General features: G+C 69.7%; 24 protein-coding genes and 2 pseudogenes. 16 read left to right on the top strand and 10 right to left on the bottom strand.

Annotated elements, in window-relative coordinates:
- Positions 1-7 precede the first annotated feature (7 nt).
- The 3 genes from NLX86_RS34865 to NLX86_RS27550 all read left to right on the top strand — a co-directional run bounded on the left by NLX86_RS34865 (position 8) and on the right by NLX86_RS27550 (position 1,636).
- Complete coding sequence (locus NLX86_RS34865; protein ID WP_308409648.1) at positions 8-1,081, top strand: DUF6880 family protein; 1,074 nt, start codon at positions 8-10, stop codon at positions 1,079-1,081.
- On the top strand, positions 1,075-1,413 hold the full coding sequence (locus NLX86_RS34860; protein WP_308409647.1) for a hypothetical protein: 339 nt from the start codon (positions 1,075-1,077) through the stop codon (positions 1,411-1,413). Before NLX86_RS34865 ends, NLX86_RS34860 begins: the two co-directional genes overlap by 7 nt.
- A 67-nt stretch (positions 1,414-1,480) precedes the next feature.
- Positions 1,481-1,636 (top strand): DUF397 domain-containing protein, encoded by a 156-nt coding sequence (locus NLX86_RS27550; protein ID WP_308409652.1) that lies wholly within the window; start codon positions 1,481-1,483, stop codon positions 1,634-1,636.
- A 48-nt stretch (positions 1,637-1,684) separates the two neighbouring features.
- Here NLX86_RS27550 and NLX86_RS27545 read toward each other — a convergent pair whose 3' ends face one another.
- The 3 genes from NLX86_RS27545 to NLX86_RS27535 all read right to left on the bottom strand — a co-directional run bounded on the left by NLX86_RS27545 (position 1,685) and on the right by NLX86_RS27535 (position 4,923).
- Positions 1,685-2,959 (bottom strand): type II toxin-antitoxin system HipA family toxin, encoded by a 1,275-nt coding sequence (locus tag NLX86_RS27545; protein WP_254374504.1) that lies wholly within the window; start codon positions 2,957-2,959, stop codon positions 1,685-1,687.
- Between the two features lie 903 nt (positions 2,960-3,862).
- Positions 3,863-4,087 (bottom strand): hypothetical protein, encoded by a 225-nt coding sequence (locus NLX86_RS27540; RefSeq protein ID WP_254374503.1) that lies wholly within the window; start codon positions 4,085-4,087, stop codon positions 3,863-3,865.
- A gap of 161 nt (positions 4,088-4,248) precedes the next feature.
- Entirely contained in the window at positions 4,249-4,923 is a 675-nt protein-coding gene (locus NLX86_RS27535; RefSeq protein ID WP_254374502.1) for a hypothetical protein, read from the bottom strand.
- Positions 4,924-4,972: 49 nt separating this feature from the next.
- On the opposite strand from NLX86_RS27535, the gene NLX86_RS27530 reads away from it, so the two are divergent.
- Positions 4,973-5,194 (top strand): hypothetical protein, encoded by a 222-nt coding sequence (locus tag NLX86_RS27530; RefSeq protein ID WP_254374501.1) that lies wholly within the window; start codon positions 4,973-4,975, stop codon positions 5,192-5,194.
- A 1,111-nt stretch (positions 5,195-6,305) separates the two neighbouring features.
- On the opposite strand, the pseudogene NLX86_RS27525 reads toward NLX86_RS27530, so the two are convergent.
- A pseudogene (locus NLX86_RS27525) lies at positions 6,306-6,620 on the bottom strand (DNA-binding protein); the annotation flags it as partial.
- Between the two features lie 1,144 nt (positions 6,621-7,764).
- Positions 7,765-8,472: a class I SAM-dependent methyltransferase gene (locus NLX86_RS27520; RefSeq protein ID WP_254374500.1), complete on the bottom strand. Its 708-nt coding sequence runs from the start codon at positions 8,470-8,472 to the stop codon at positions 7,765-7,767.
- A 113-nt stretch (positions 8,473-8,585) separates the two neighbouring features.
- Between NLX86_RS27520 and NLX86_RS27515 the strand changes: the two genes are divergently transcribed.
- The 6 genes from NLX86_RS27515 to NLX86_RS27490 all read left to right on the top strand — a co-directional run bounded on the left by NLX86_RS27515 (position 8,586) and on the right by NLX86_RS27490 (position 14,022).
- Positions 8,586-9,683: a radical SAM protein gene (locus NLX86_RS27515; protein WP_254374499.1), complete on the top strand. Its 1,098-nt coding sequence runs from the start codon at positions 8,586-8,588 to the stop codon at positions 9,681-9,683.
- 39 nt (positions 9,684-9,722) lie between these two features.
- A complete protein-coding gene (locus NLX86_RS27510; RefSeq protein ID WP_254374498.1) occupies positions 9,723-10,001 on the top strand; it encodes a hypothetical protein in 279 nt (92 codons plus the stop codon).
- A 181-nt stretch (positions 10,002-10,182) separates the two neighbouring features.
- The gene (locus tag NLX86_RS27505; protein ID WP_254374497.1) at positions 10,183-10,611 is read left to right on the top strand and encodes a hypothetical protein; all 429 of its coding nucleotides are present in this window, start codon (positions 10,183-10,185) and stop codon (positions 10,609-10,611) included.
- Between the two features lie 44 nt (positions 10,612-10,655).
- Positions 10,656-11,570: a putative selenate ABC transporter substrate-binding protein gene (locus NLX86_RS27500; RefSeq protein ID WP_254374496.1), complete on the top strand. Its 915-nt coding sequence runs from the start codon at positions 10,656-10,658 to the stop codon at positions 11,568-11,570.
- Positions 11,567-12,310 (top strand): phosphonate ABC transporter ATP-binding protein, encoded by a 744-nt coding sequence (locus NLX86_RS27495; RefSeq protein ID WP_254374495.1) that lies wholly within the window; start codon positions 11,567-11,569, stop codon positions 12,308-12,310. Before NLX86_RS27500 ends, NLX86_RS27495 begins: the two co-directional genes overlap by 4 nt.
- Positions 12,307-14,022 carry an ABC transporter permease gene (locus NLX86_RS27490; RefSeq protein ID WP_254374494.1) on the top strand — a complete coding sequence of 572 codons (1,716 nt, stop codon included), beginning with the start codon at positions 12,307-12,309 and terminating at the stop codon, positions 14,020-14,022. Before NLX86_RS27495 ends, NLX86_RS27490 begins: the two co-directional genes overlap by 4 nt.
- Positions 14,023-14,271: 249 nt before the next feature.
- Here NLX86_RS27490 and NLX86_RS27485 read toward each other — a convergent pair.
- A pseudogene (locus tag NLX86_RS27485) lies at positions 14,272-14,385 on the bottom strand (DM13 domain-containing protein); the annotation flags it as partial.
- A gap of 527 nt (positions 14,386-14,912) precedes the next feature.
- Here NLX86_RS27485 and NLX86_RS27480 point away from each other — a divergent pair.
- Together NLX86_RS27480 and NLX86_RS27475 are read left to right on the top strand one after the other, a co-directional pair.
- A complete protein-coding gene (locus NLX86_RS27480) occupies positions 14,913-15,443 on the top strand; it encodes a hypothetical protein (RefSeq protein WP_254374493.1) in 531 nt (176 codons plus the stop codon).
- 4 nt (positions 15,444-15,447) lie between these two features.
- A complete protein-coding gene (locus tag NLX86_RS27475) occupies positions 15,448-16,419 on the top strand; it encodes a cyclic nucleotide-binding domain-containing protein (protein WP_254374492.1) in 972 nt (323 codons plus the stop codon).
- Between the two features lie 123 nt (positions 16,420-16,542).
- Here NLX86_RS27475 and NLX86_RS27470 read toward each other — a convergent pair whose 3' ends face one another.
- Both NLX86_RS27470 and NLX86_RS27465 read right to left on the bottom strand, forming a co-directional pair.
- A complete protein-coding gene (locus NLX86_RS27470; protein ID WP_254374491.1) occupies positions 16,543-16,923 on the bottom strand; it encodes a hypothetical protein in 381 nt (126 codons plus the stop codon).
- Positions 16,920-17,507 (bottom strand): TetR/AcrR family transcriptional regulator, encoded by a 588-nt coding sequence (locus tag NLX86_RS27465; protein WP_302061835.1) that lies wholly within the window; start codon positions 17,505-17,507, stop codon positions 16,920-16,922. The genes NLX86_RS27470 and NLX86_RS27465 overlap by 4 nt, the downstream gene beginning before the upstream one ends.
- Positions 17,508-17,705: 198 nt before the next feature.
- Between NLX86_RS27465 and NLX86_RS27460 the strand changes: the two genes are divergently transcribed.
- Together NLX86_RS27460 and NLX86_RS35180 are read left to right on the top strand one after the other, a co-directional pair.
- On the top strand, positions 17,706-17,879 hold the full coding sequence (locus tag NLX86_RS27460) for a hypothetical protein (protein ID WP_254374489.1): 174 nt from the start codon (positions 17,706-17,708) through the stop codon (positions 17,877-17,879).
- Positions 17,813-18,424 (top strand): FAD-dependent monooxygenase, encoded by a 612-nt coding sequence (locus tag NLX86_RS35180; RefSeq protein ID WP_374213975.1) that lies wholly within the window; start codon positions 17,813-17,815, stop codon positions 18,422-18,424. Before NLX86_RS27460 ends, NLX86_RS35180 begins: the two co-directional genes overlap by 67 nt.
- Here NLX86_RS35180 and NLX86_RS27450 read toward each other — a convergent pair.
- Positions 18,307-18,852 carry an ABATE domain-containing protein gene (locus NLX86_RS27450; RefSeq protein ID WP_254374487.1) on the bottom strand — a complete coding sequence of 182 codons (546 nt, stop codon included), beginning with the start codon at positions 18,850-18,852 and terminating at the stop codon, positions 18,307-18,309. The genes NLX86_RS35180 and NLX86_RS27450 overlap by 118 nt on opposite strands.
- A gap of 107 nt (positions 18,853-18,959) precedes the next feature.
- Here NLX86_RS27450 and NLX86_RS27445 point away from each other — a divergent pair, with 107 nt between their 5' ends.
- Together NLX86_RS27445 and NLX86_RS27440 are read left to right on the top strand one after the other, a co-directional pair.
- A complete protein-coding gene (locus tag NLX86_RS27445) occupies positions 18,960-19,259 on the top strand; it encodes a hypothetical protein (RefSeq protein ID WP_254374486.1) in 300 nt (99 codons plus the stop codon).
- A 28-nt stretch (positions 19,260-19,287) separates the two neighbouring features.
- Positions 19,288-20,370, top strand: a complete 1,083-nt coding sequence (locus tag NLX86_RS27440; protein ID WP_254374485.1) for a DNA alkylation repair protein — start codon at positions 19,288-19,290, stop codon at positions 20,368-20,370.
- Positions 20,371-20,553: 183 nt separating this feature from the next.
- Here NLX86_RS27440 and NLX86_RS34570 read toward each other — a convergent pair whose 3' ends face one another.
- Entirely contained in the window at positions 20,554-20,955 is a 402-nt protein-coding gene (locus NLX86_RS34570; RefSeq protein ID WP_302061840.1) for an MgtC/SapB family protein, read from the bottom strand.
- Between the last annotated feature and the right edge of the window lie 125 nt (positions 20,956-21,080).

Raw genomic sequence — 21,080 nt, 5'->3', positions numbered from 1 at the left:
GAGGCAGATGAACTCGATCCCGCAGCAGCGAGCCGCTGCCGTCGCCAGGGCCGGGAATCTGGAGTCCTGGCTGGAAGCCCTGTCCCGCGACGAGCTGCTCGCACTGGTGCGGGAACAGCTCACCGGTGACCGGGAGCTGCGTCGGCGCCTGGAACTGCGCGCCGCAGCCGCCCGTTCCGACATCGCTGTGATCCGGGACCGGATCGCGAGTTTGCTGGACACCCGCCCATTCGCCCGGTACGGGTACATCGAATACGCGGATGCCCGTGGCTATGGCGAGCAGGCAGCGGAGGCGGTGACCGCGCTCCGTACGCTCACCGCAGACGGCCGGGCCGCCGAGGCGGCTGCCCTGGCGCGGGAGGCGATCCGGGCGATCGGCCAGGCGTACGGAGAGATCGACGACTCCTCCGGCTACGTCGGCTCGGTCGCGGCCGATCTCGCAGAGGTCCACATGGGGGCGTGCCGTGAAGCTCGGCCCGACCCTGCTGAGACGGCCGAGTGGCTGGTCGGACATCTCCTCGACGACCTGAACGACGCGACGGACATCGACCTCCTCGACTACTGCGAGGTCCTCGGCGAGGCGGGCCTGGCCCGGGTCCGCCAACTGGCGACTGAGGCATGGCGGCGCAGGCCCTCCGGCTGGGCTGAGAAGTACCTGATGGAACGCCTGGCCAAGGCCGAAGGCAATGTGGACGCGCTGATCGCCGTACGTGCCTCGGACTTGTCCCCCACAGGATCCACCCACCTGCAGATCGCCCAGGAGCTTGAAGCGGCAGGGCGTGGGTCCGAGGCCCTGGAGTGGGCCGAGCGAGGCCTGCGGGAAGCCATGGGCCACACGGGCGCCGACAGCCGCTTGGTGGACATCTCTGTGCCCGGTACGCGCAGGCAGGTCGCCTGCCCGAGGCAGTCGCGGTCCGCCGGAACTACTTCCATGCTCACCGCTCGCTCGCCGCGTACCGGGCGCTGCGCAAGGTCGCCGGTGAGGCCGGGTGCTGGGATGCGGAACGCGAGTCCGCGCTGGAGCGGCTGCGTGCCGACGCCGAGAAGCGGCGCGGCGGCTGGTACGGCGGGTCTGTGCTGATTGACGTCCTGATCGACGACGGCGACCTTGAAGCCGCATGGCAGGCCGCTGACGGTCACGCTGACGAGCGGCAGTGGCTGACCTTGGCCGACCTCGTGAAGGACGAGCGGCCCGCCGACGCGCTCCGAGTATACCTGCGCCAGGTCGAACCGCTGAGGAAAGTCACCGGCGACGGCAACTACCAGCACATGGCCCGGCTGCTGCTGAGTGCCCGAACCTGCCACCAGGAGCTGGGCACATCAGAAGAGTTCGGGGCGTATCTCTCCGCCCTGCGCGCCGACCAGAAGCGCAAGAGGAACCTGCTGAAGATCCTTGACCAGCACCGGCTCTGAATGCCGTGCCTGCTCGCGGTATTGCGGCGTGGCTGTCAAGCGGCGTGGTGCGAAGCATGTATGGGGGATGCCAGGCATGGCGCTCCCCCAGAGTCGAACCCGCCCTGGCGGCACGAGCAGCTACGGCACAGGCTCCGGCGGCGAATGCGTCGACCTTGCTGTGACCGCTGCGGCCGTTCAAGTGCGCGACTCCAAGCACGTCTTACAGGCGGGGCGGAGCTGACGCTCGCGCCGAAGTTCCTCGCGGCACTGTGAGCCGTTGCGGTGGGTGTCAGACGTCATTCAGGAGCCGCTTCGACGAGGCGTTGATCCAGTCTTCGATCCCTGCGCGGAGGCGCGGGCTGTCAGCCAAGTGGTGCTCGTACGACGGCCATTCAGCTCGTACTCGCTGAACGATTTCGGCCGAGATGTCGCGGAGGTGCGCTCCAGACGGTCCGAAACGGTTGTCGAGGGCAGACTCGAGGCGGTCGAAGGTTGCGAGCCGCACTCGTTCGAAGACCTTGCTGCCTCCGAACTTAAGTCCCAGGTCCTCGGGTGCGTCGCTGGGCGCATAGGGGACGGTGGATACCAAGTCGTAGACGGGAGAGAGAGCGGGGGTGCGATGGTCGCGGTAGATGAGCGACCAGTTCTTGAGGTGAGCGTCTCCGTTGCCGACGGCCACAGAGAAGATGATGCGCCGGACTGCCTCCCGCAGGGAGGAGAGGTCGTGGCCGCGGTAGGCGATGGCGGCCACCGTCTCGAAGGAAGACTGGAACTTGTCCTGCGGGTACTTGTCGCGAACCTGCGCGAAGTCCTCGATGTGGACGGGTGTGCGGGCCGGATCCGGTGATCGGTCGAAGCGGCGGACGGCGTACGCCCACTCCTCCGTACTCGGCCACATGCGGTCGGGGAGTCTTTCATCAAGCTCGTCTCGGTGCACGAGCCGCACGTCGGGCACGTCGAGACCGGCGGCCTTGGCGAGGGACATGACCGTTCGGGGCGGGTCCTGTCGCCCAGATCTGCGCTGTCCGACCATGCCCAGCCTTCGTCGGGGCCGTCGGTCGTGCAGTTCGACGAGGCGGGCGACATCGTGTTCGGTGCGCGGCACCATGCCGGGCAGGTACCAGTCGTAGCGCTCGGCGGCCTGGATGACGAGGGCGCGTGGCAGGTAGCCGGCCTGGGTCAGCGTCACGCCGTCGCCGACCGACTCCAGCAGCCAGCGCAGGGGTTCGGCCGTGGCGTCGGGCACCTCGGGCGCCACGGCCAGCAGGTCTGCCACGGGGCCGCGCAGTCGGCGCCGGGCGGCGGGCGGGGCTTCCGCCCATGTTCGGCGGCGCTCGATGTGGATCGCGTCCAATGGGGTACGGCCTTCGTGCGCGGGGTGCGGGGTGGTGAGCCAGCGGTCGAGGTGCGTGAGGCGTGCGGCGGCGTAGCCACGGGAGCCGGGCAGCAGCACAGCGTCGTCCAGCAGCTGTTCCAGCAGTCGGGAGGCGTCGGCGCGGGCGACGGCCTCGTCGAAGCCCATCACCAAGCCGCGGCGATCCTCGAAGTGCTGCGGTACCTCCATACGCAACAAGGCGGGTGCGTGGGAGGTGACGAAGGCCCGCGCCTCCAACCAGACAACCGCTGACCCGAGTTCCCATGTTCTGGGTCCCCCTGGGGGTTCACACCCGCGCAAACACCGCCATGCCTGCCGACTCTCCCAAAGGCCCGGGTGACCTGTGGGTTTCGGTGAGGTGGCGGCCGGGAGTCGCGTATCGCGATATATATCGCAAAAAAGCCCGCTCCCTGGAGGGAGCGGGCTTAAGGCATGCTGACCTGCGAAAACGCAGTCTCTCAGTGTGCCCCCGGCAGGATTCGAACCTGCGCACACGGCTCCGGAGGTCGGATTTTCACATGTTTCAGCAGGTCAGCGAGCTGCCTGACGGGTTATCAGGCCCGCCGTCCCACGTATGTCCCGCGAAAATGAAATGTCCGATCTGGTGGCCTTGGCGCGATTGCCGTGCTGCGTTGATTGGCTCGCGCGACGTGACGGAGGTCACGAAGCTCCTGCAAGGGTATGGGGCGTGCATCCCGGTTTCAATCGAACGAGCGGGCGGCTGGAAGCGTGCGGGCAGCCGAGTGGGCCGGGCGTGCCTGGGTTCAGCGGATTTCCCGCGATGCCCCGGGGGTGCGGCGGGTGGAGGGCGTGCGTCATGGCCTCCCGTGGATAGCCGGGAGGCTTCCGAGTGTCGGTGCGGAGGCGCCGGCTTGTGGCCGAGGGCAGAAGGCCCGTCGCCTGGCCTGAGTGACGGGGTCCGTGCCGCGTCGCGAATGGGGGGCGGCTGTCTATGTAATTGCGGGTTCGGTTTGGGTGCGGCCTTTCGACGTGGTGGTCAGGGAGTGGCGGTGGGTCTTCCATGATGCGCAGGATCCCCGGTTAGGCCAACCGGGGATCCTGCGCTCTATGGGGTGGTCCTGGGGGTTCGGATCAGAGCGGGCGCCTTCTGCGGACGGGCAGGGTGTTCAGGGCCATGACGGTGCCGTCGGGGTGGAATGAGATCGGGCCGTTCCATTTCTCGGTTTCATGGGTGCCGGGGCGTGTGGAACGCAGTTCGTAGGCTGCCTGCCGGTACTCCTCCACACGGCCGTCTTTGACCAGGTTGAACAGGCCCGACGCCATACCGGAGAACGCCTCGATTCGTACCGTCTCCATGCGGAAGACGTGGTCGGTGCCGACGAATTTCGTGCCGCCGACCGTGATTTCCGCGTCGTGGTAGCTGGAGGTGGCGGCGAAGGTGGGGACGTCGTAGTGCTCTCGGCCTTGGCGCGTGGTGAGGTACTGGGCCGTATTTTGTCCGCCGCCGGCGAATGCGGTCAGGCCGGCGGTGCCGGTGCGGGCCAGGAGCTGGCCGAACCAGCCGAGGTTTCCTCGCCCACCTGGAAGCCGTCGGCATTCCGCAACCGGTTCCCGTCGCGGGCGGGTATACGCATGGCGTTGGGGTAGGGGATGCCGGCCTTGTCCTTGATCTCCTCATCCGCGTTTCCGGGGGTACCCAGTAGACGGAGAGGGAGCAGGGATTCGCCGGGGGATTGCAGGGCATTGACCACGATTCCGCCCTGGCCCATGAGCTCGGTGGAGAGGAGAAGGCACGGTGTCGTCTTCCACGGGCCGATCTGCATGCCCTCGGCCAGTTCGGCTCCCTTGACCAGTTGCCGGATCGTGGTGCTGCGGGTCCGGCCGGTGCGCTTGCTCGGCTTGGGATGGTTTCCCCGACAGACCACGAACATGACCTTCGACGGTTCGCCGGGCTTCCACGCTTCGATGACGTAGTCAGGCCGGGGCCGAGACCCCTTGTCCCGTTGTGAGCCGCCCAGGGCCCAGCCGGCCCGCAGAATTGTGCTCGTGTCCACGGCCGAGACGATGTGGTCCGGGTAGCGCTGCTGCACGATGTGTTCTGCCGCCGCGAGGCCGAAGCCCACGGCCAGCTCCCGGGCCTGCATGGCCTTGTACCAGCGCTCGGGAGTGCGGCCCTTGTCGGTGAGGTCCATCGATCCGGCGCGATTGCCGTGAAGCGCCGCAGTACTTCAGGCTCAGCCAGTGTTCCGCGAGCCCCCGGCCCATTCCCTGGCCGGCCAGCATGTAGCCGCGCGCCACGGCGTGCAGCACCTGCCACGGCGTCAGCTCGAGGGAACGGCCGCACTCGGCCTGTGCGACGGGCCGCAGGCCGGGTTTCCTGCGTACCGCTTCCTGGCGGTTTTCCCGGCGTTGCCGGTCGATGGCCGCCGCTGCGGAGTCGACATGGGCAACGAGTTCCGCTGAAGACCGGATGCGAACGCTCCGGTGGCGGTCGAGGGTGTTCAGGATCTGTCGCGCTGTTCTTGCCATGCATCCCCCCCGCGGTGTCCGCGTGCCCCGGCCGGCCGGGAACGGTAGTGCGGGGTGCGGGGGCGCATGCAAGTGCGCATGGGGAAGCGCGGTGCGGAACCGGCCACACCGGAGCCGGATATGACTGCGGCGGAGCCCTGTCGAACGTCCGACAATCCGCACTCGTCAACCGGGCGATACCCGAGTGCCCTCTTGCCGGGGGATGTTCGAGTGGATGTGCCGGGCAGTCATGCCCCCGCCGATCTGAAGGAGGCGGGCATGGACTCGAACGGGCGATACAGCGGTGCTGCAACGGACTTCGCGGCGCGGTCGGATGGTGACGGGTGCCAGGAGCGCGGCAGCGCTGTCGCGGACTTGGCGGGCGAATTCGGCGCGGAGCTGGTGCGGGCCATTCGCGTGGGCCTGGCCCAGGGCAACACGGCTGCTCACACGCCCCGGGGGCCGTCTCAGCTGAGCTGGTACGCCTTCGCGACCGAGTACGCGCGGGCCCACTGGCCCGGCCGGGCGGCGAAGACCCGTGACGAGGTCAGCGACGGGCTGACAGCCGTCACTCTGGCGATGTGCTGGGACCTTCCCGGCCGGCCGAACGTGCTGCTGCTGCGCCGAGCCCTTCGGCACTGGGCTTTCGTCGTACCCGGGCCGGGGCAGACGGGTCGCCGGCGGAGGACCGGCTGGTGCTGCAGTGGGTGGCGAAGGCGTCCCGGCCGCTGGTCGACCTGCACGATCCGATTCTGGCGCGTGACGTGCTGGAGTCGCTGCGTCGCAAGCTCGACGGTGGTGAGGCGGCCGTCGAGACGATGCGGCGCAAGCGCAAGGTGCTGGTGCACGCCTTGCACTACGCCATGGAGCGGGGCGAGCTGGGCAGCAACCCGCTGGCGCGGGTCCGCTGGCGGGTGCCCAAGCCGGCCGTCTCGGTGGATCCGCGCGTCGTGGCCAACCCGTACCAGGCGCGCGATCTGCTGACCGCCATCTCCTACGTCGGCGGATACCGGCGGGCCCGTGGCCGCCGGCTGATCGGGCTGTTCGCGGGCATGTACTACGCGGGCTTCAGCCACAGGGCCGACTGGTTGTGCAGGAGGTTCTCCCACCAGCGGCCGACCACGTGCTCGGGGATGAAGACGCTGACCACATCGCGCGTGCTGTCGCGCCGGATGGACCGCACGTACTCCACCACCGGACGGGTGATCTCGCGGAACGGGGAGTCGATGACCTTAAGCGGGGTCTGGATGTCGTACTCCGCCCACTGCCACTGGAGTTCGGCGGCGCTCTCCCGGTCCACCGAGACGGTCAGGGCCTCCAGCCGGTCCGGGCGGACGGCACGCGCGTAGGCGAGGGCCCGCAGGGTCGGCTTGTGGAGCCGTCCTGGCGGCGACCGGAAGCATCCTCACGGTGGCTCCGCAGCCCGCGCAAACGGCGCTGCCGGCGCAGTCGATCGCCGACCCGGTGCACTGCTGGAACGACGTCCTGTCAGAACGTCTTCAAGAGGGTGGGCGGCGGTCCCGTCCCGATGGCGCGGGCCGCGGCCATGATGAACGGGGCCATCTACGACGCCGAGAGCTCGTACCAGCTCAAGTGGAAGGGCAAGATGACCTCCGCGACCGTACATCCACGCGGAGAAGTACGCGGGCTGGGTGGAGAGCCCGGACGAGGAGGAGCGAGTCATCGGCCGCACCGCCTACAACATCCTGCTCACTCTCCTTCGGCGCGGCCGCCCTCAAGGCCGCCTGACATGCGCGACCCTGGTCGGCTCGGGAGTACAGCCCGCACTGATCCTGCGGGCAGAGCGTCTAACCCTGGCTGATCGCAGCCACGAGCCGCCCGCGGGGCGATCTATCACCACTTCCCCGGGGGAAGGGCCAGCTGGCTGCTGACCCTTCCCCCGACGCCGGTCTCTCGCCCGAGGATGCCCAGGGCAGGGCGAGCCTGTTGATCAGTCTGCTCGAAGGGAGCTCAGGTGCTCAGCCGCGCGGCAGGCAGTACGGCCCCCCTTCGACCGTGTGGTCCGCGCTGCCTTGGCCCTGTTCGACGCGAAGCTCTGACCCGCCCCGGTCATGGTCGCCGCCTCCACGGCGTTTCCCGCGGGCAGGTGTGCGGCCAGCAGGAGCTCGGCGGTTGACCGCGCGGTCAGGGCGCTGGCGGGGGAGCGGTCGAGGTGGGCCGCGGTGATGGCCCCGTCGCAGAGTTGCACGAGGGCGGCGATCAGGCCGCTGTCGGAGTCGCCGCCGAGCGGTTCCAGCAGGCGGGCGGACAGGGCGGGCAGCCAGGCGCGGTCGTCGGCGATGGCGTCCCGGATTCCCTCGTGGTGGGGGTACTCGGCGGCTGCGTTGGTGAACGGGCAACCCCGGAAGCCGGGGTCCTGGAACGCCTCGTGGAAGACGTCGAAGACCGTCAGGACTCTGCGGGGGACCGACCTGCTCGGCGACGTGTTGTCCGGACTTCATCAGGTGGGGCCCGGTACGTTCCTCTTTGTCGGCGGAATGTTACATCTCCAGCACGGCTGCCGGTTAGACGTCGCGCCCCACCTGGTGCGCGTTTTGGCGCGCCGTTACCCCCGCAGGGGTGGTCGTGTCGGTTGCGCGTCGCAGCAGGACCGCGGTGAATTGCTGGGAGGTTCCCCATGGGGTGCGGTGGTCCTCCCCTGCCGTGTCGACGAGCTGAAAGCCGGGGAACTGGTCGGCGAGTTCGGCGTGGGTGTAGCGAACGATCGGCAGGCCGCTGCACGTGGTCGGGCCGTCCGGGCCGAACGTCGCCGCGACGAGCCATCCGCCCGGTCGCACAGAGCGTTGCAGCGACGCCAGGTAGTCGGCGCGCTCTTCCGGTTCGGTGAGGAAGTGGTAGACGGCTCGGTCGTGCCACAGCGCGTAGGTGCGGCCCATGCGCAGGTCGAGCACGTCGGCGACGGTCAGAACGACGTCCGCGCCCGCCGGGCCGAGCCGGTCCCTGACGGTCTGCAGGGCGGTGACCGACAGGTCGACCGCCGACAGGTCGCGGTAACCGCGTTCCACCAGGTGGTCTACCAGCGTTGACCATCCGGCCCCTACATCGATGATCGGCTCGTCGGGGCCGAGCCCGGTCTGGTCGACGAGGCCGAGGGAGAGTCCTGGGACCGACTGCCACCAGGAGACTCCGTCGACGTTCTTGCCGTGATGGACCTCTTCCCAGAACGTCGCGCGGGACGCTGCGTTGTCGGGGCGCGTCATGCCGTCGGTCATGGCTCCGACAGTAGACCCCAGGGACTCGGTTCGCAGAGGCGGACGACGACATCACCGTTTCGTCATCACTGATCAGCTCTACGCCGGGCATTGTCGCCGCTACCGTGGGAGACATGTCTCAGCCGGCTGATCCCGATCGGGCACCGAATCCCCTTGGTGAGGTCGCTGCCCTCGTCGACGGCGGTGACATGGACTGCGGCAGCGGTCTGCTGCTGCTGATCACCCGCGCGATGAGGCGTCTGGAGCCCGGGCAGCTACTCGGTGTGCGCAGCGCGGAGGTCAGCGTGGTCACCGACCTGCCGGCCTGGGCGGACCTGGTCGGGCACGATGTGGTGACCGAGTTCGCCGAGTCGTCCGAAGGCCCATGGTGGTTCGCGGTGAGCAAGACGGGCGCGTCCACCGGTCCGGACACGGTCTTCAGCCGGGGCGAGCGGACACCGGTGGGCCGACGACTGTGGGTCTACACCAATTTCAACTGCAATCTCGCCTGCCGCTACTGCTGCGCCGAATCCTCTCCGAAGGCCGCCGCCCGGCGTTTCGATCCCGCTGTCGCCACCGCGGCCTTCGCCGAGTTCCTCCCCCAGGGTGGCCGCGAGGTGTTCTTCACCGGCGGCGAGCCCCTGATGCACCCCGAGCTCGGTGCCCTGGTGGCCGCCGGCGCCGGCCTGGACCGCACCGTCCTGACAAACGGCATGATCTTCGCAAGGGGCAGCCGCCGCGACACCCTGGAGAACCTGGACCGTGACGTGGTGCTGCAGATCAGCCTCGACTCGGCCACGCCCGAGCTGCACGACCGACAGCGGGGTGCCGGCTCGTGGTCGAAGGCCATGGACGGCATCGCGCTGGCCCGCTCGCTCGGATTCCGGGTGCGGGTGGCCGCCACGTTGTACGACGAGGACCCGCAGGGCGTCGACGCGCTGCACCGGCGCCTCGACGATGTCGGGATCGCTCCCGAGGACCGTGTCATCCGCCCCGTGGCCCAGGAAGGTTTCGCGACCGAGGGAGTGCACGTCTCCCTCGAGAGTCTTGAGCCGGAGCCGACTCTCACCGCGGACGGCGCCTGGTGGCACCCGGTGGCCGTGACCAACCCGCACCTGCGGATCGCCGACGCCCCGCTGCCGCTGTCCGAGGTCTTCGGCGTGGTGCGCGACACCCTCGCCGTACAGGACGCCGCCGCCCGGTCGGGACGTGAGGTCTTCCGCTGTGCCTGAGCAGGACTCACCGGTCCACCCGAGATGAAGGAGACACCGATGGCGACTGCGCTCAGGGGGAAGAATCTCGTCCGCTGGCTCTTTGCTCCCGCGGCCGAGGACGTCCCCCGCGGACACGCCGCCGCCGCGGTGTTCCTCCGCGTCCTCCTGCTCGGCCTGATGTGGCTGTACAACGTCGAGTGGAAGCGTCCCCCAGGCTTCAGCGGGCTCACCCACTTCGCCTCCTTCGCGGTGAGCCATCCGGTCCTCCCACCGTTCAGCTGGGTCGTGGAGCATCTCGTGCTGCCCCATATCGAGGTTTCGGCTGGGCAGTGCTGATCGTCGAGACCGCTCTCGCGGTGATGCTCCTGACCGGTGCCTGGGTACGGGTGGCCGCCGCACTCGGCGTGGCCCAGTCACTGGCCATCGGCCTCTCGGTCGCCTTCGCCCCCCACGAATGGCCGTGGTCCTACTGGCTGATGATCGGCGCCCATGCGTCCTGTTCTCCTCGGCCGGGCGGATGTTCGCCGTCGACGCGGTACGGTCCGGACTCCCCGCCCGGCGCCTCGGAGAGATCTGGGGTGCGGTCGCCGTCGTCGTCGGCGCGTACAGCGTGGTGCGCTCCGCTGGGGATCCCCTCGACCCGCGTGGTCCCGGGCTGGTTTCGACCGACCTGTCGCTCAGCCTCGGCGAATACAACCTGGCCGGCGGTGTGGTGCTGGTGCTGGTCGGCGGACTGCTGCTGGCGGCCGCCCGCAGCGGCACGGCCCTCCTCGGACGTGCGGCAGCAGTCGTCGGCCTCGTGGCAGCCCTTTCCCTCTACGCCCAGATCGGCTTCACCGATCCGTTCCTGGGCGGCACCGCGACGTCGGCGGCCTTCCTGTTGTCCATTGCGGTGGTCGCCCTGGCGGTCGTCGGCGCTCGGGACCGATCCTCACCCCGCGACTGATCTCGAAAGCGCGATCACCATCCGCCCGGCGGTAAGGGAGAGCAATGCCCCAGAACCCGTTGACCCGTCGCACCTTCCTCCTCGGCACCGGTGCGATGCTGGTGCTGAGCGCCTGTGGCAGCGGGGGCGGGGGCGGTTCGGATGCCCGACAGCTCGGAATCTCCGCCATCCCCGACCAGGACCCCGAACTCCTCAACCGGCTCTACCCGGCGGTCGCCGAACGGTTCGCCGACGCCACCGGCGTCCCGGTGGCCTACCGGCCCGTCACCGACTACTCCGCGGTGGTGCGTGCTTTCGAGATCGGCGACATCCACCTGGCCTGGATGGGCGGGCTCACCGGCGTCCAGGCGCGGGTACGCGTGCCTGGTGCCACCGCTCTCGCGCAGCGTGACATCGATGCTGACTTCCACAGTGTCTTCATCGCCGGCGCCGACTCCGGTCTGCGGCCGTTCGACACGATCGACGGTCTGCGCTCTCTCGCCGGACACACCCTCACCTTCGGCAGCGAGACGTCCACTTCGGGCCGGCTCATGCCGCAGTTCTTCATGCGGAAGGCGGGACTCGAGCTGAGCGACCTACGAGGGGCACCGGGCTTCTCCGGTTCGCACGACGCCACCATCGAGGCGGTCGCCACCGGCAGCTTCGAGGTCGGGGCCGTCAACGAGCAGGTGTGGAAGGCGAGTGCCGCGGCCGGCGAGATCGACCTGAGCGGGGTGAGGGAGCTGTGGCGCACCCCCGGCTACGCCGACTACCAATGGCTGGCACGTCCGGATCTCGACGAGACCTTCGGGTCCGGCACCCGGCGGAAGGTGCTCGACCTGCTCCTGGATCTCGACGCCGGGGATTCCGAGGATGCGGAGATTCTCAAGCTCTTCGGAGCGCAGTCGTTCGTCCGGACCGAGAACTCCGCCTACGACCGCATCGAGGATGTGGCCCGCGACCTGGGGCTGCTGCGGTGAACGCCTCGCCCGTGCTCCGGCTGTGCGGGGTCGGGCACAGCTACGGCTCGCACGAGGCGCTGCGCGATCTCGACCTCACCGTCCACGCCGGGGAACGCGTGGCGGTTCTCGGCACCAGCGGCGCCGGGAAGAGCACGCTGCTGGCCTTGCTCAACGGGTCCCTGACGCCGACCACGGGCACCGTGGAGGTCTTCGGCGAGAACCCGGCGCTCCTGTCGGCCTCACGGCTTCGACTGCTCCAGCAGCGCATCGGCACGGTGAGCCAACACTTCGCTCTGATCGAACAGGTCCGGGTGCTGCACAACGTCAACGCGGGCAGGCTCGGTCAGTGGAGTACGCCCCGCGCCCTGGCCTCGCTGGTCTGGCCCCGGTCACTCGACGTCGTGCGGGACGCACTCGCCCGCGTCGACCTGAGCTGGGCGCTCCACGAGCGCACCGAACGCCTCTCCGGCGGCGAGCGGCAACGGGTGGCGATCGCCCGGCTTCTGGTGCAGGAGCCGGAACTGGTGGTAGCCGACGAGCCCGTCTCCAGCCTCGATCCCGTCCGCGCGGCACGCACCCTCGGCCTGCTCGGCACCTCGTCGCACGTGCGCACGCTGGTGGTGAGCCTGCACCAGCCGTCACTCGCCCGAGAGCACTGTGCCCGCGTGGTGGGTCTGCGCGACGGCCGGATCGTTCTCGACGATCCCGTGGCCGACGTGAGTGATGCCGCACTGCACGATCTCTACGCACTCGCATGACGCTCCAACCCGTCCGCTCGCCGTCACCGCCGGCCGCCGCCGCTGAGCGGAAGGGCGTCAGCGGGCGGCGGGTGACGTTGCGCAGGCTGGCAGGGCTGGCCGCGTTCACCGGTCTGCTGGTCTGGGCCGTCAACCGCGCCACGCCGTCAGGCGGCGCACTGGTCAACCGAGGCGGTCTGCATCTCCTCGACGACCTGGCGGCGACCGCACTCCACCCCTCCCTCGAGGCCGAGTTCCTCGGCGTGGTCCTCGAAGCGACCGCCACCACGCTGGCCTTCGCCCTGCTCGGGACGGCCGGAGCACTGGTCATCGGACTGATCGGCGGGCTGGTCCTCAGCGACGTGGCGTGGGGCAGTTCGCCGCCTTGGCCGATTCGTGCGGGCCGACTTCTGCTCTGCGGCCTGCTGGTGACGGTTCGCTCGGTCCACGAGCTGGTGTGGGCGCTGTTCTTCGTCAGCGTCTTCGGCCTCGACCCGCTCGTCGCCGTCCTGGCCCTCGCCCTGCCCTTCGGCGCACAGAGCGCCCAGGTCTTCGGGGAGACCTTCGACGCCGTGCCCGACACGGCGCTGCGTGCGCTGCGCGCCCTCGGCGCCCGCCGTGGTTCCGCGCTGGCCTACGCCCTTCTTCCCCGCACAGCGCCGTTGCTGCTGTCCTACTCCTTCTACCGTCTGGAGTGCGCACTGCGGTCGGCGGTCGTGCTGGGCATCGCGGGCGTGGGCGGCCTGGGATTCGAACTGATCGTGAGTCTGCAGTCCCGCAACTGGAGCGAAGTCTGGACGCTTGTCGCAGCACTGCTCCTGCTGGCGGCGGCCGTCGAGCTGTGGAGCAACCGCGTTCGCCGCGACGTCGCGGTGGTGACCTGCGCCGACTGGTCGGTCGGGCGCGAGCGCACCCGCGACGAGAGCCGGACGCCGCGCGGCCTGTCCCGCCCGACCCGCTGGTCCCTGGCCTTGATGCTGCCGGCGGTCGCGGCCGCGTGGTGGTGGGTGGGCCTTTCGCCTGCCGGCCTCGTCTCGGCTCGCACCCGGGATCTCGGCAGCCGGCTGCTCACAGACCTCTGGCCGCCCGCATTCCCCGCAGGCGGTGGGCGGGTGCTGGCGGACGCCGCCCTCGACACGGTGAGCATGGCCGTCCTCGCCATGCTCGTGGCGATCGCGATCACCCTGGTCGTGGGCCCCTGGGCAAGCCGCCCACGCGCCGACCGCCGCGCCCCCGCGGCCGTGGCCCGGACAGGCGTCTGGGGGGCGGCCCGGCTGCTGCTCCTGGCTCTGCGGTCGGTGCCCCCGACGGTGTGGGCCGTCGTCGCACTCCTGACCCTCTTCCCAGGCGTACTGCCCGGGGCGTTGGCGCTGGGGGTCTACACCGGCGGCATCCTCGGCAGGCTGGTCGCCGAAGCCTGGGAGACCATGGACCTCCAGCCACGGGATTCCCTGCGCAACGCCGGCCTGCCCCGGACAGTCTCTGCCATGCTCGCCGTCGGGCCCCCGTCCGCCCATCACCTTGTCACCTACACGCTGTACCGGTTCGAGATCTGCGTGCGTGACACCGCCATCGTCGGCGTCGTCGGCGTCGCAGGCCTGGGCCGACTCCTCAGCGAACGCCTTGCAGCCTTCGACTTCCCCGTCGTCGCCGGCATCCTGCTGGCGTCGCTGGCCCTCAGCCTCACCGTCGAGGTCCTCGGACGCCGACTGCGACGCGCGCTACGGGCCTGAGGTTCGTCTTGTCGAAGGTCGAGCTGTACGCGGCGATCCGGCGCGAGCATCGCGCGCGAGGGGGGGACCGACGGCACTGTCGGCTCGTTCCCAGCAACCCTTCCTTCGCGTCGGCCGATCGACTACGAACACGAGTACCGGGCCGGCCTCACCATGGGACGGGCTCCATCGAGCAGGTCTCCACGAAACGAGGGGATTGTCAAAGCGGCCCGCCGACCCCGGGTCGGCGGGCCGCTTGTCGCCAGGCTGTCAGGCCTTCGCGAGGGCCGCGGCACGGAAGGAGACATTGAAGCGGTCGCACCAGATGCTCACACTCGTGTACTGCGAGAGGTCAACATCCGCGGGAAGAGCGTAGTTCTGGTCGCGACCTCGCGCATGGCTGCCGGTGCCCGGTCAGCGATCACAGCAGCGATACCAGCGGCACGGCCTGCGGAGCCGGGCCAGGGCCTGTCAAACACGAACGGCCCCGTTGAACGATTAATCCGTATTCATACCGATCGCCGACCTTGGGGGTCGAGCAGGGTTCCGGATCGGATGATCTCGAGTGATGAGTGCATGAGGGCAGGACCTCTTGGTAGTTCGGGGGTGTTGAGTGTCATTGACACTCGAACCGGTCGGCGAAAGGCACCCTGCCGCGCCTGGCCCACCGCATCCTGCCCTCCGAGGCGTGCACCGCCCACGCGGAAGGCTGGATGCACTGCGTCCGGCGCCTGGTGGTATGGGCGGAAGGCGGTGACCCCGACCCCTACACTGGGTGTGACCGATGACCCGCACGGCGCCGGGCGATCTACCAGCGGGTACGTAAGCGCTTTTTTATAGCGGCGCCCACCCCGCCTCCTAACGTCGTCCTGAGGACGAGGGAATCCGAAGCCAGAAATCGGCGATATGCAATGACCAGCGCGTTGCGGGCCTACGCGAGCACAGCCGTCATCCCGGACCACACGGTCTGGGGGGCCGCGGCGGGTCTGGTCGGCGGCGTGGGGATGGGCATCTGGATGTCGGTGTCCCGTCCCGTGATGGACACCGCGATGATCACGATGGTGGCCGGGCTGCTCGGTACGACCAACGCCTTCGCCGGTTGGCTGATCCACCTGTCCATCGCGCTGTTCGCGGGCGTCAGGTTCGGCGCGCTGCTCGGCCCCTTCGCCCGGAGCCCCTTGCCCGCCGCCGTCCTCGGTCTCGTCTACGGTGCGGCGTGGTGGACCTTCGGCGCCCTGTGGATCATGTCGGCCAACATGGGCATGCCGGTCTTCGACTGGAACGAATTCAGCGCCTCCAGCCTCGGCGCCCACCTGGTCTTCGGGCTCCTCGCCGGTCTGACGTTCGCCACGATCGCCCGCGCGACGGCTGGCCGCGGAGTGGTACGGCCGGAGGATGAAACCCGCACCGCCCGATACGCGTCGCATCCGGGGCGGCGGTGACGCCGTGCCCCACTGTCTGGCCGACAGCGCGGACGCGCTGGGCAGCCCGGCGTGGGGCGCCGCGCCCCCGCCCTGGGCACCGGGACGACGCGAGGGGACACACGCCATGACCGCAGACGACACGGACCAGCCCTGGTGCGTGGCCGAGGTCGACATCTTCTGCGACATCTCCGAACAGGAGATGGAATCCATCGCCACCGCGGCCCCCATGAAGTCCTACAGCTCGGGCGAAATCCTGTACGAACCGACCCAGCCCAGCGAGGTGCTGTTCATCCGCAAGAAGGGCCGCGTCCGCGTCTTCCGCGTCTCCGCCGACGGCCGCGCCCTGACCACCGCCGTCATCACGCCGGGCACGATCTTCGGCGAGAACCCGTACCCTCGTCCCAGCCGCCTTGGCCGCTGCCCTTCTCACCCTCACCGGGTGCGAAGCGGACGAGGGTTCGGGGCCCGCCACCGGCGCGGGCGCCGCCCCAGCGACGGCGTCCGCGCCCGCCCCGTCGGACCCGGGCTCGACCGGCGCCGCCGGCGCCCAGGCCCCCGCCGTACTGGACTTCTCCGCCACCACTGTGGACCGGCAATCCCTTCGACGCGAAGACCCTCGCGGGCAGGCCCACCGTGCTGTGGTTCTGGGCGCCCTGGTGCCCCACTGACCCGCACCACCGCCGTCACCCACCTGCGCCGCGCCGGCGCGCTCGCACCCCGGATCGGCGGCGGACTCCTGCTCCTCGTCGGCGCGTACGTCGCGTACTACGGCTGGTACGAGATCCGGGTCCAGCGCGACCCCGCCACCCAGGATCCGGTCATCGACGCCGCCGGCGCCGTACAGCGCGTGATCGCCGACACTCTGGACGCCGTCGGCCCGGCCCTCTTCGCTACCCTGCTCCTCGCCGGATACCTGAGCAGGCGTCGACGCAGAGTCCGCCACCCGCCAGAACCGAGCCCCGACACCCCGCCCCCGCCCCGCCACAGCGCCTGAACCGTCACCCAGAACTGGCGCTGGCTGCCCCGGCTGGCGGACCCCGAAACCGACCCACGGTCGCCGCCGTACATGCAGGCGACGGCCGGAGTGAACCGGACGACGCTCCTGCCCGGGTTCTAGCTACGTGGCGCCGGCCATGGTCATGAGTGCGACCGGCAGGAGCAGGATCCACTGCGGCAGCCGGAGCAGTGGCCTGGGCCAGCCGACCGTCAGTGTGATGGCCAGGAAGACCGCCCCGTAGGCGAGGAAGTGCGCGGCCACGAACCATGCGACCAGGTCGGTCCCCGCTGTGTCGTTCGCCAGCGACAGGTAGACCAGAGCGCCTCCGGAGAGCAACAGGTCCGTGGTGACCATGTGCCACACGGCGTGGAGCGCGCGCTTGGGCTCGTCTGCGAGCCCGCTGGAGAGCAGCGGTCGCACTGTGTCGCGGTGCCCGCCGGCGATGTGCACTGCAGCGACGCCGAGTGCGGTGATGCCTGCTGCGAGGAGCCATCCGTTCATCGGATTTCGATTCCTTGGGCTACGACGGCAGCCAGCCGACCGGCCAGCTGCGGGGTGGGATGTTCTCCGACCAGTCCGATGTGGAAGAACACCGCTCCTGCGAGGGTGTCGAGGACCAGGTCGACTGGTGTGCTGGCCGCGATCTGCCCGCGCAGCGCGGCGCGTTCGAAGACGATCAGCAGTCGCTCCTTCGACGGGGCCAGGAACTCGCCGCGGATGCACGCCTTCAGAGCCGGATCGGCGGCGAAGTCGGCGAGCAGTCCGGGGAGCGCCGCTGCGGCGGCAGGCGACCGGAACTCCTCGACCAGGCCCTGGAGCAGTACGGTCAGGTCCCCGATCAGTGTTCCGGTGTCCGGTATCGGGGCGTGGTCAGTGGTGGTGAACACGGCCTCGAAGACCAGCTCCGGCTTGCCCGGCCATCGCCGGTAGATCGTGTCCTTGCCGACGCCGGCCCGCGCCGCCACGGCCCCGATCGATGTTGCGGCGTAACCGGACTCAGCCACCAGCTCTACGGTCGCGCGAATGATCGCCTGGTGCGAACGGGGATCCCTGGGACGCCCCCTGGAGGGCGGAGAGGAACTCATGGCATTTATCTTACGGGTCGACCCGTAAGATAAATAGGCTCATCGGCTCAAGCGCAGGGGAACGTGCGGGCCGAGGCCTCGGCCGTCAGTCGGTAGGCGGGCCGAGCTGGCACTGTCGCGTGACGCGGTGTCCGTCTGGCTCAGCGGCGACCGCGTGCTCGGAGCGTTCCCGCTGCCCGGGGAGGGCCGGTGGAGGCCATGACGCCCGCCGAAGAGGACACCCCGGAGGGTGACGTCCCCGGCGCCGCGGCCTGCGCCCTGGAGGCCCTGGCCGGGGTCCCCGCCGCCGTGATCCGTCACGTCGACTGGGCCTCGCGCTTCGGGTCCACCGGCGCCCGGCCGGCACCTACCGCAGCGGTCGCGTGCTGCTAGCAGGGGATGCCGCGCACATCCACAACGGTGAACGTGGCCTTCTTCACGACGTTCGAGAACTCCTCGCCCCCGGCGAACACGAGATTGCCCTTGTCGGTCAGCCGCACGGTGCAGTCCAGCAGGAAACTGCCGTCCTTCAGTACATGGACGCGCGTCAACGAGTCACCGATCGCCTTGCCCGAGTCCGGATCCACCGCGGGTTCCTCGAAGAGCAGCACGTCGCCAGGCTGCGGATCGGCCATGTTCCCGAAGACGGGCGGCTTGTTCTGCAGGACGGCCTTCACGGTCTGGTCCTTGCTGCTGTCGCTGCCATTTGCGGCCGCCGGACCGGCCGTCGCGGTTCCGGTCGGCAGGAGTGCGAAGACAGCGCGGGTCGGTGGGCTGGCTCGGCCCGGTCGCCGCCTCGTCGGGCGGGGGTGCGCAGGGGTCATGCGGGTGGCTGTGATTGCCGCCGTGCCGAGCGGGCCCGGTTGCCGCAGCCGAGTGAGCACCATGCCTGGTCCCGCCTGCGGGCGAGGAAGAACATGCCGCAGCTGGGGGCGTAGCAGCGCCGGAGCCTTGCCTGATCCGGTCCGGCGGCGAGGGCGAGAGCCTGACGGGCGACCGACGCATCGGCCGCCCCGCCGGTCTCGCGTTGGCCGAGTCGGCCGTCGGCGCTGACGAAGAGAGTCACCGGGGCCGCGGAGGCGAGGTCGTTCAGCCGCGTCCGCACGCTCTCGGGCAGGGCTGCCTGCCCGGCCGCCGCGTCCAGCGCGCACCGGACCAGGTCGCGCAACGCCGTGAGGTCCTCCAGGGGCAGGTCGGCCAGCCGTCGGTCCAGCGTCCGGCTTCTCCAGGAGGCCAGAAGCCGAGCATCGGCCAGCAGGTCGATGTCACCGCGTGCCGGCCCCGCATCGCAGAGCACCGTGTTGGCGAGGTCGAGGACCGGATCCTCGCCTATCCACGGCATCTCGTGGAGGTTCCGGATCGTCATACCCCCAACCTACCGGACTACTGGATTCGCCTGCTCGAAGCCGTGATAGCTTGGACTCACGTATTTATGCTGCCAAATCCGTGAGTCATGACTGGAGGGGAATCGCGATGAGCGCGACCATCGAGTACGTACGGTTCGAGACCACTGATCCCGCGGAGCTCGTGGCCCACCGCGAACAGCTCGTGTCCCAGCTGCGCGAGCGGTACGGGTCCGACTTCCTGGGCGCGCACCTCGCCCGCTTCGAGGACGGCTCCATGCTCGACTTCGTCGTGTGGTCCTCGCCCGAAGCCGCCGCACGGGCGGCTGAGGAGATGCCGGGCGATCCCGCCGCGGCAGGGTTCTTCAGCCGGATCGGAACGGTCCACGAGATGCGCCACGCGCAGGTGCTGCACAGCACCCAGCCGTAACCGCCACCACCAGCAAAGGAGGAGCGTCGTGCCGACGGCAGACGAATTGCTCGGCGAGGACACCGTCCGCGCCCTGGCCGCCCTGCTGGCAGGGGTGAACGGCGGGGCGGGCGCCGATCAGCTCCGGCGGTGCGGCGCCCTCCTGGACGGCCGGTCGTTCAGTGAGCGGGTCGCCGCCGTCAAGGCGGCGGTGCTCTCCGATCTGCCGGACGAGTATCCGGCCTTCGAGGAGGTCGTGCGGGCCGCCCTGCGGGATCCCGGCTTCACCGGGTGGATGACCTTCCCCGTCGCCGAGGCCGTCGCGGAGCGCGGCCTCGAACTCTTCGAACCCGCCCTCCATCTTCTGGCGGAGCTCACCCCGCGCCTGACGGCGGAGACCGCTGTCCGACCCTTCCTCCGCCGCGATCTCCCTCGCACGCTGCGGACCGTCCAGGGCTGGACCGGCCATGCCGACCCGCACGTACGCCGGCTCGCAAGCGAAGGGACGCGGCCCCGACTGCCCTGGGCGTCACGGCTCCCCGAACTGATCGCTGACCCTGCCCCGGTCCTGTCGGTTCTGGACGCGCTGTACCGCGACGGATCCGATTACGTCCGCCGCTCCGTGGCCAATCACCTCAACGACATCAGCAGGGACCACCCCGAGGTGGCCGTCCAGGCCGCCGCGCGGTGGCTGGAGGCCCCGGCACCCACGACGGCGAGCCTGGTCCGGCACGGCCTGCGAACCCTGGTCAAAGCCGGCCACGCGGAGGCGCTCACCCTCCTCGGCCACGATCCGGACGCCCCCGTCACGGTTGCCGCACCCCACGTCCGTACACCCGAGATCCAGGTGGGGGACCATCTGCTCTTCGACTACGAGGTCGCCAACAACGGAGACCGGACGGTGCACGTCGTGATCGACTATGTGATCCACCATGTGAAGGCCAACGGCGATCGTAGTCCGAAGGTCTTCAAGCTCACCACCCGTTCACTGGCGCCTGGCGAGCGGTGGACCGGCACCCGCCGGCACTCCTTCAAGCCGATCAGCACGCGCCGCTACTACCCGGGCGTACACCACGTACACATCCAGGTCAACGGACGGCCTCACGCAGACTCCGCCTTCACGTTGACCTGAATGACGCCGCCTACGACGAAGACGGCCGTGACATCGCCCTGGGCGGCGCCGCCCCGATGTTGATCGCGTTCTTCTCGTACGTCGGCGACTGCCTTGGCCTCACAATCACCGGCCCGCTGTTCGACATCAGCTGAGCCCGCTCCTCGGCTGCGACGTCGGCCTCCGGCGCGCATCAGGCGCGCATCAGGCCATGAAGGTCAGCCAGGGCGGCGACCGGAACTTGTCGCGGAGGACGGTCAGGGGTTCGCGGTCCCGGATGAAGTAGATCTTGTCGTCAGCACCAGGGAGACGCTCCCGGGCGCCGGTGGCCGCGGCGCTCGGCCTCGGTGGATTCCTCGCCGGCAATGGCCTGCGGTCAGGTCGGCCGCTCGGGTCCAGGAAATGGACGCAGTCACACGAGCGTGCCGTGTGCGGTGTGGTCCTGGGGGTAGTGGCAGCGATGTACCGGTGCAGGTCGCGTATGCCGGTAGCGCCAGTGGCGACCAGGGCATTGGTGCGCAGACTCGCCATGCGGGCGCGCCACTGGCGTTCCATGCCGATCAGGGCGCCGCAGCCGACCCACGAGCGTCGCGCTTCCGCACGCAGCGCCCATAACGCACACCCCTCACCTCACGGAGCCAGGTTCACAAGGCACTGACGCGTAAATAGAACCTGGTCAGGGTGGGTGTGGGCAGGGCTGGGTGCCCGGTGGCCGTGGAGGGCCGTCGGGT

Source organism: Streptomyces sp. A3M-1-3, from assembly GCF_024213665.1.
Lineage (GTDB): Bacteria > Actinomycetota > Actinomycetes > Streptomycetales > Streptomycetaceae > Streptomyces.
This window is presented reverse-complemented; position numbering and strand designations above follow the sequence as displayed.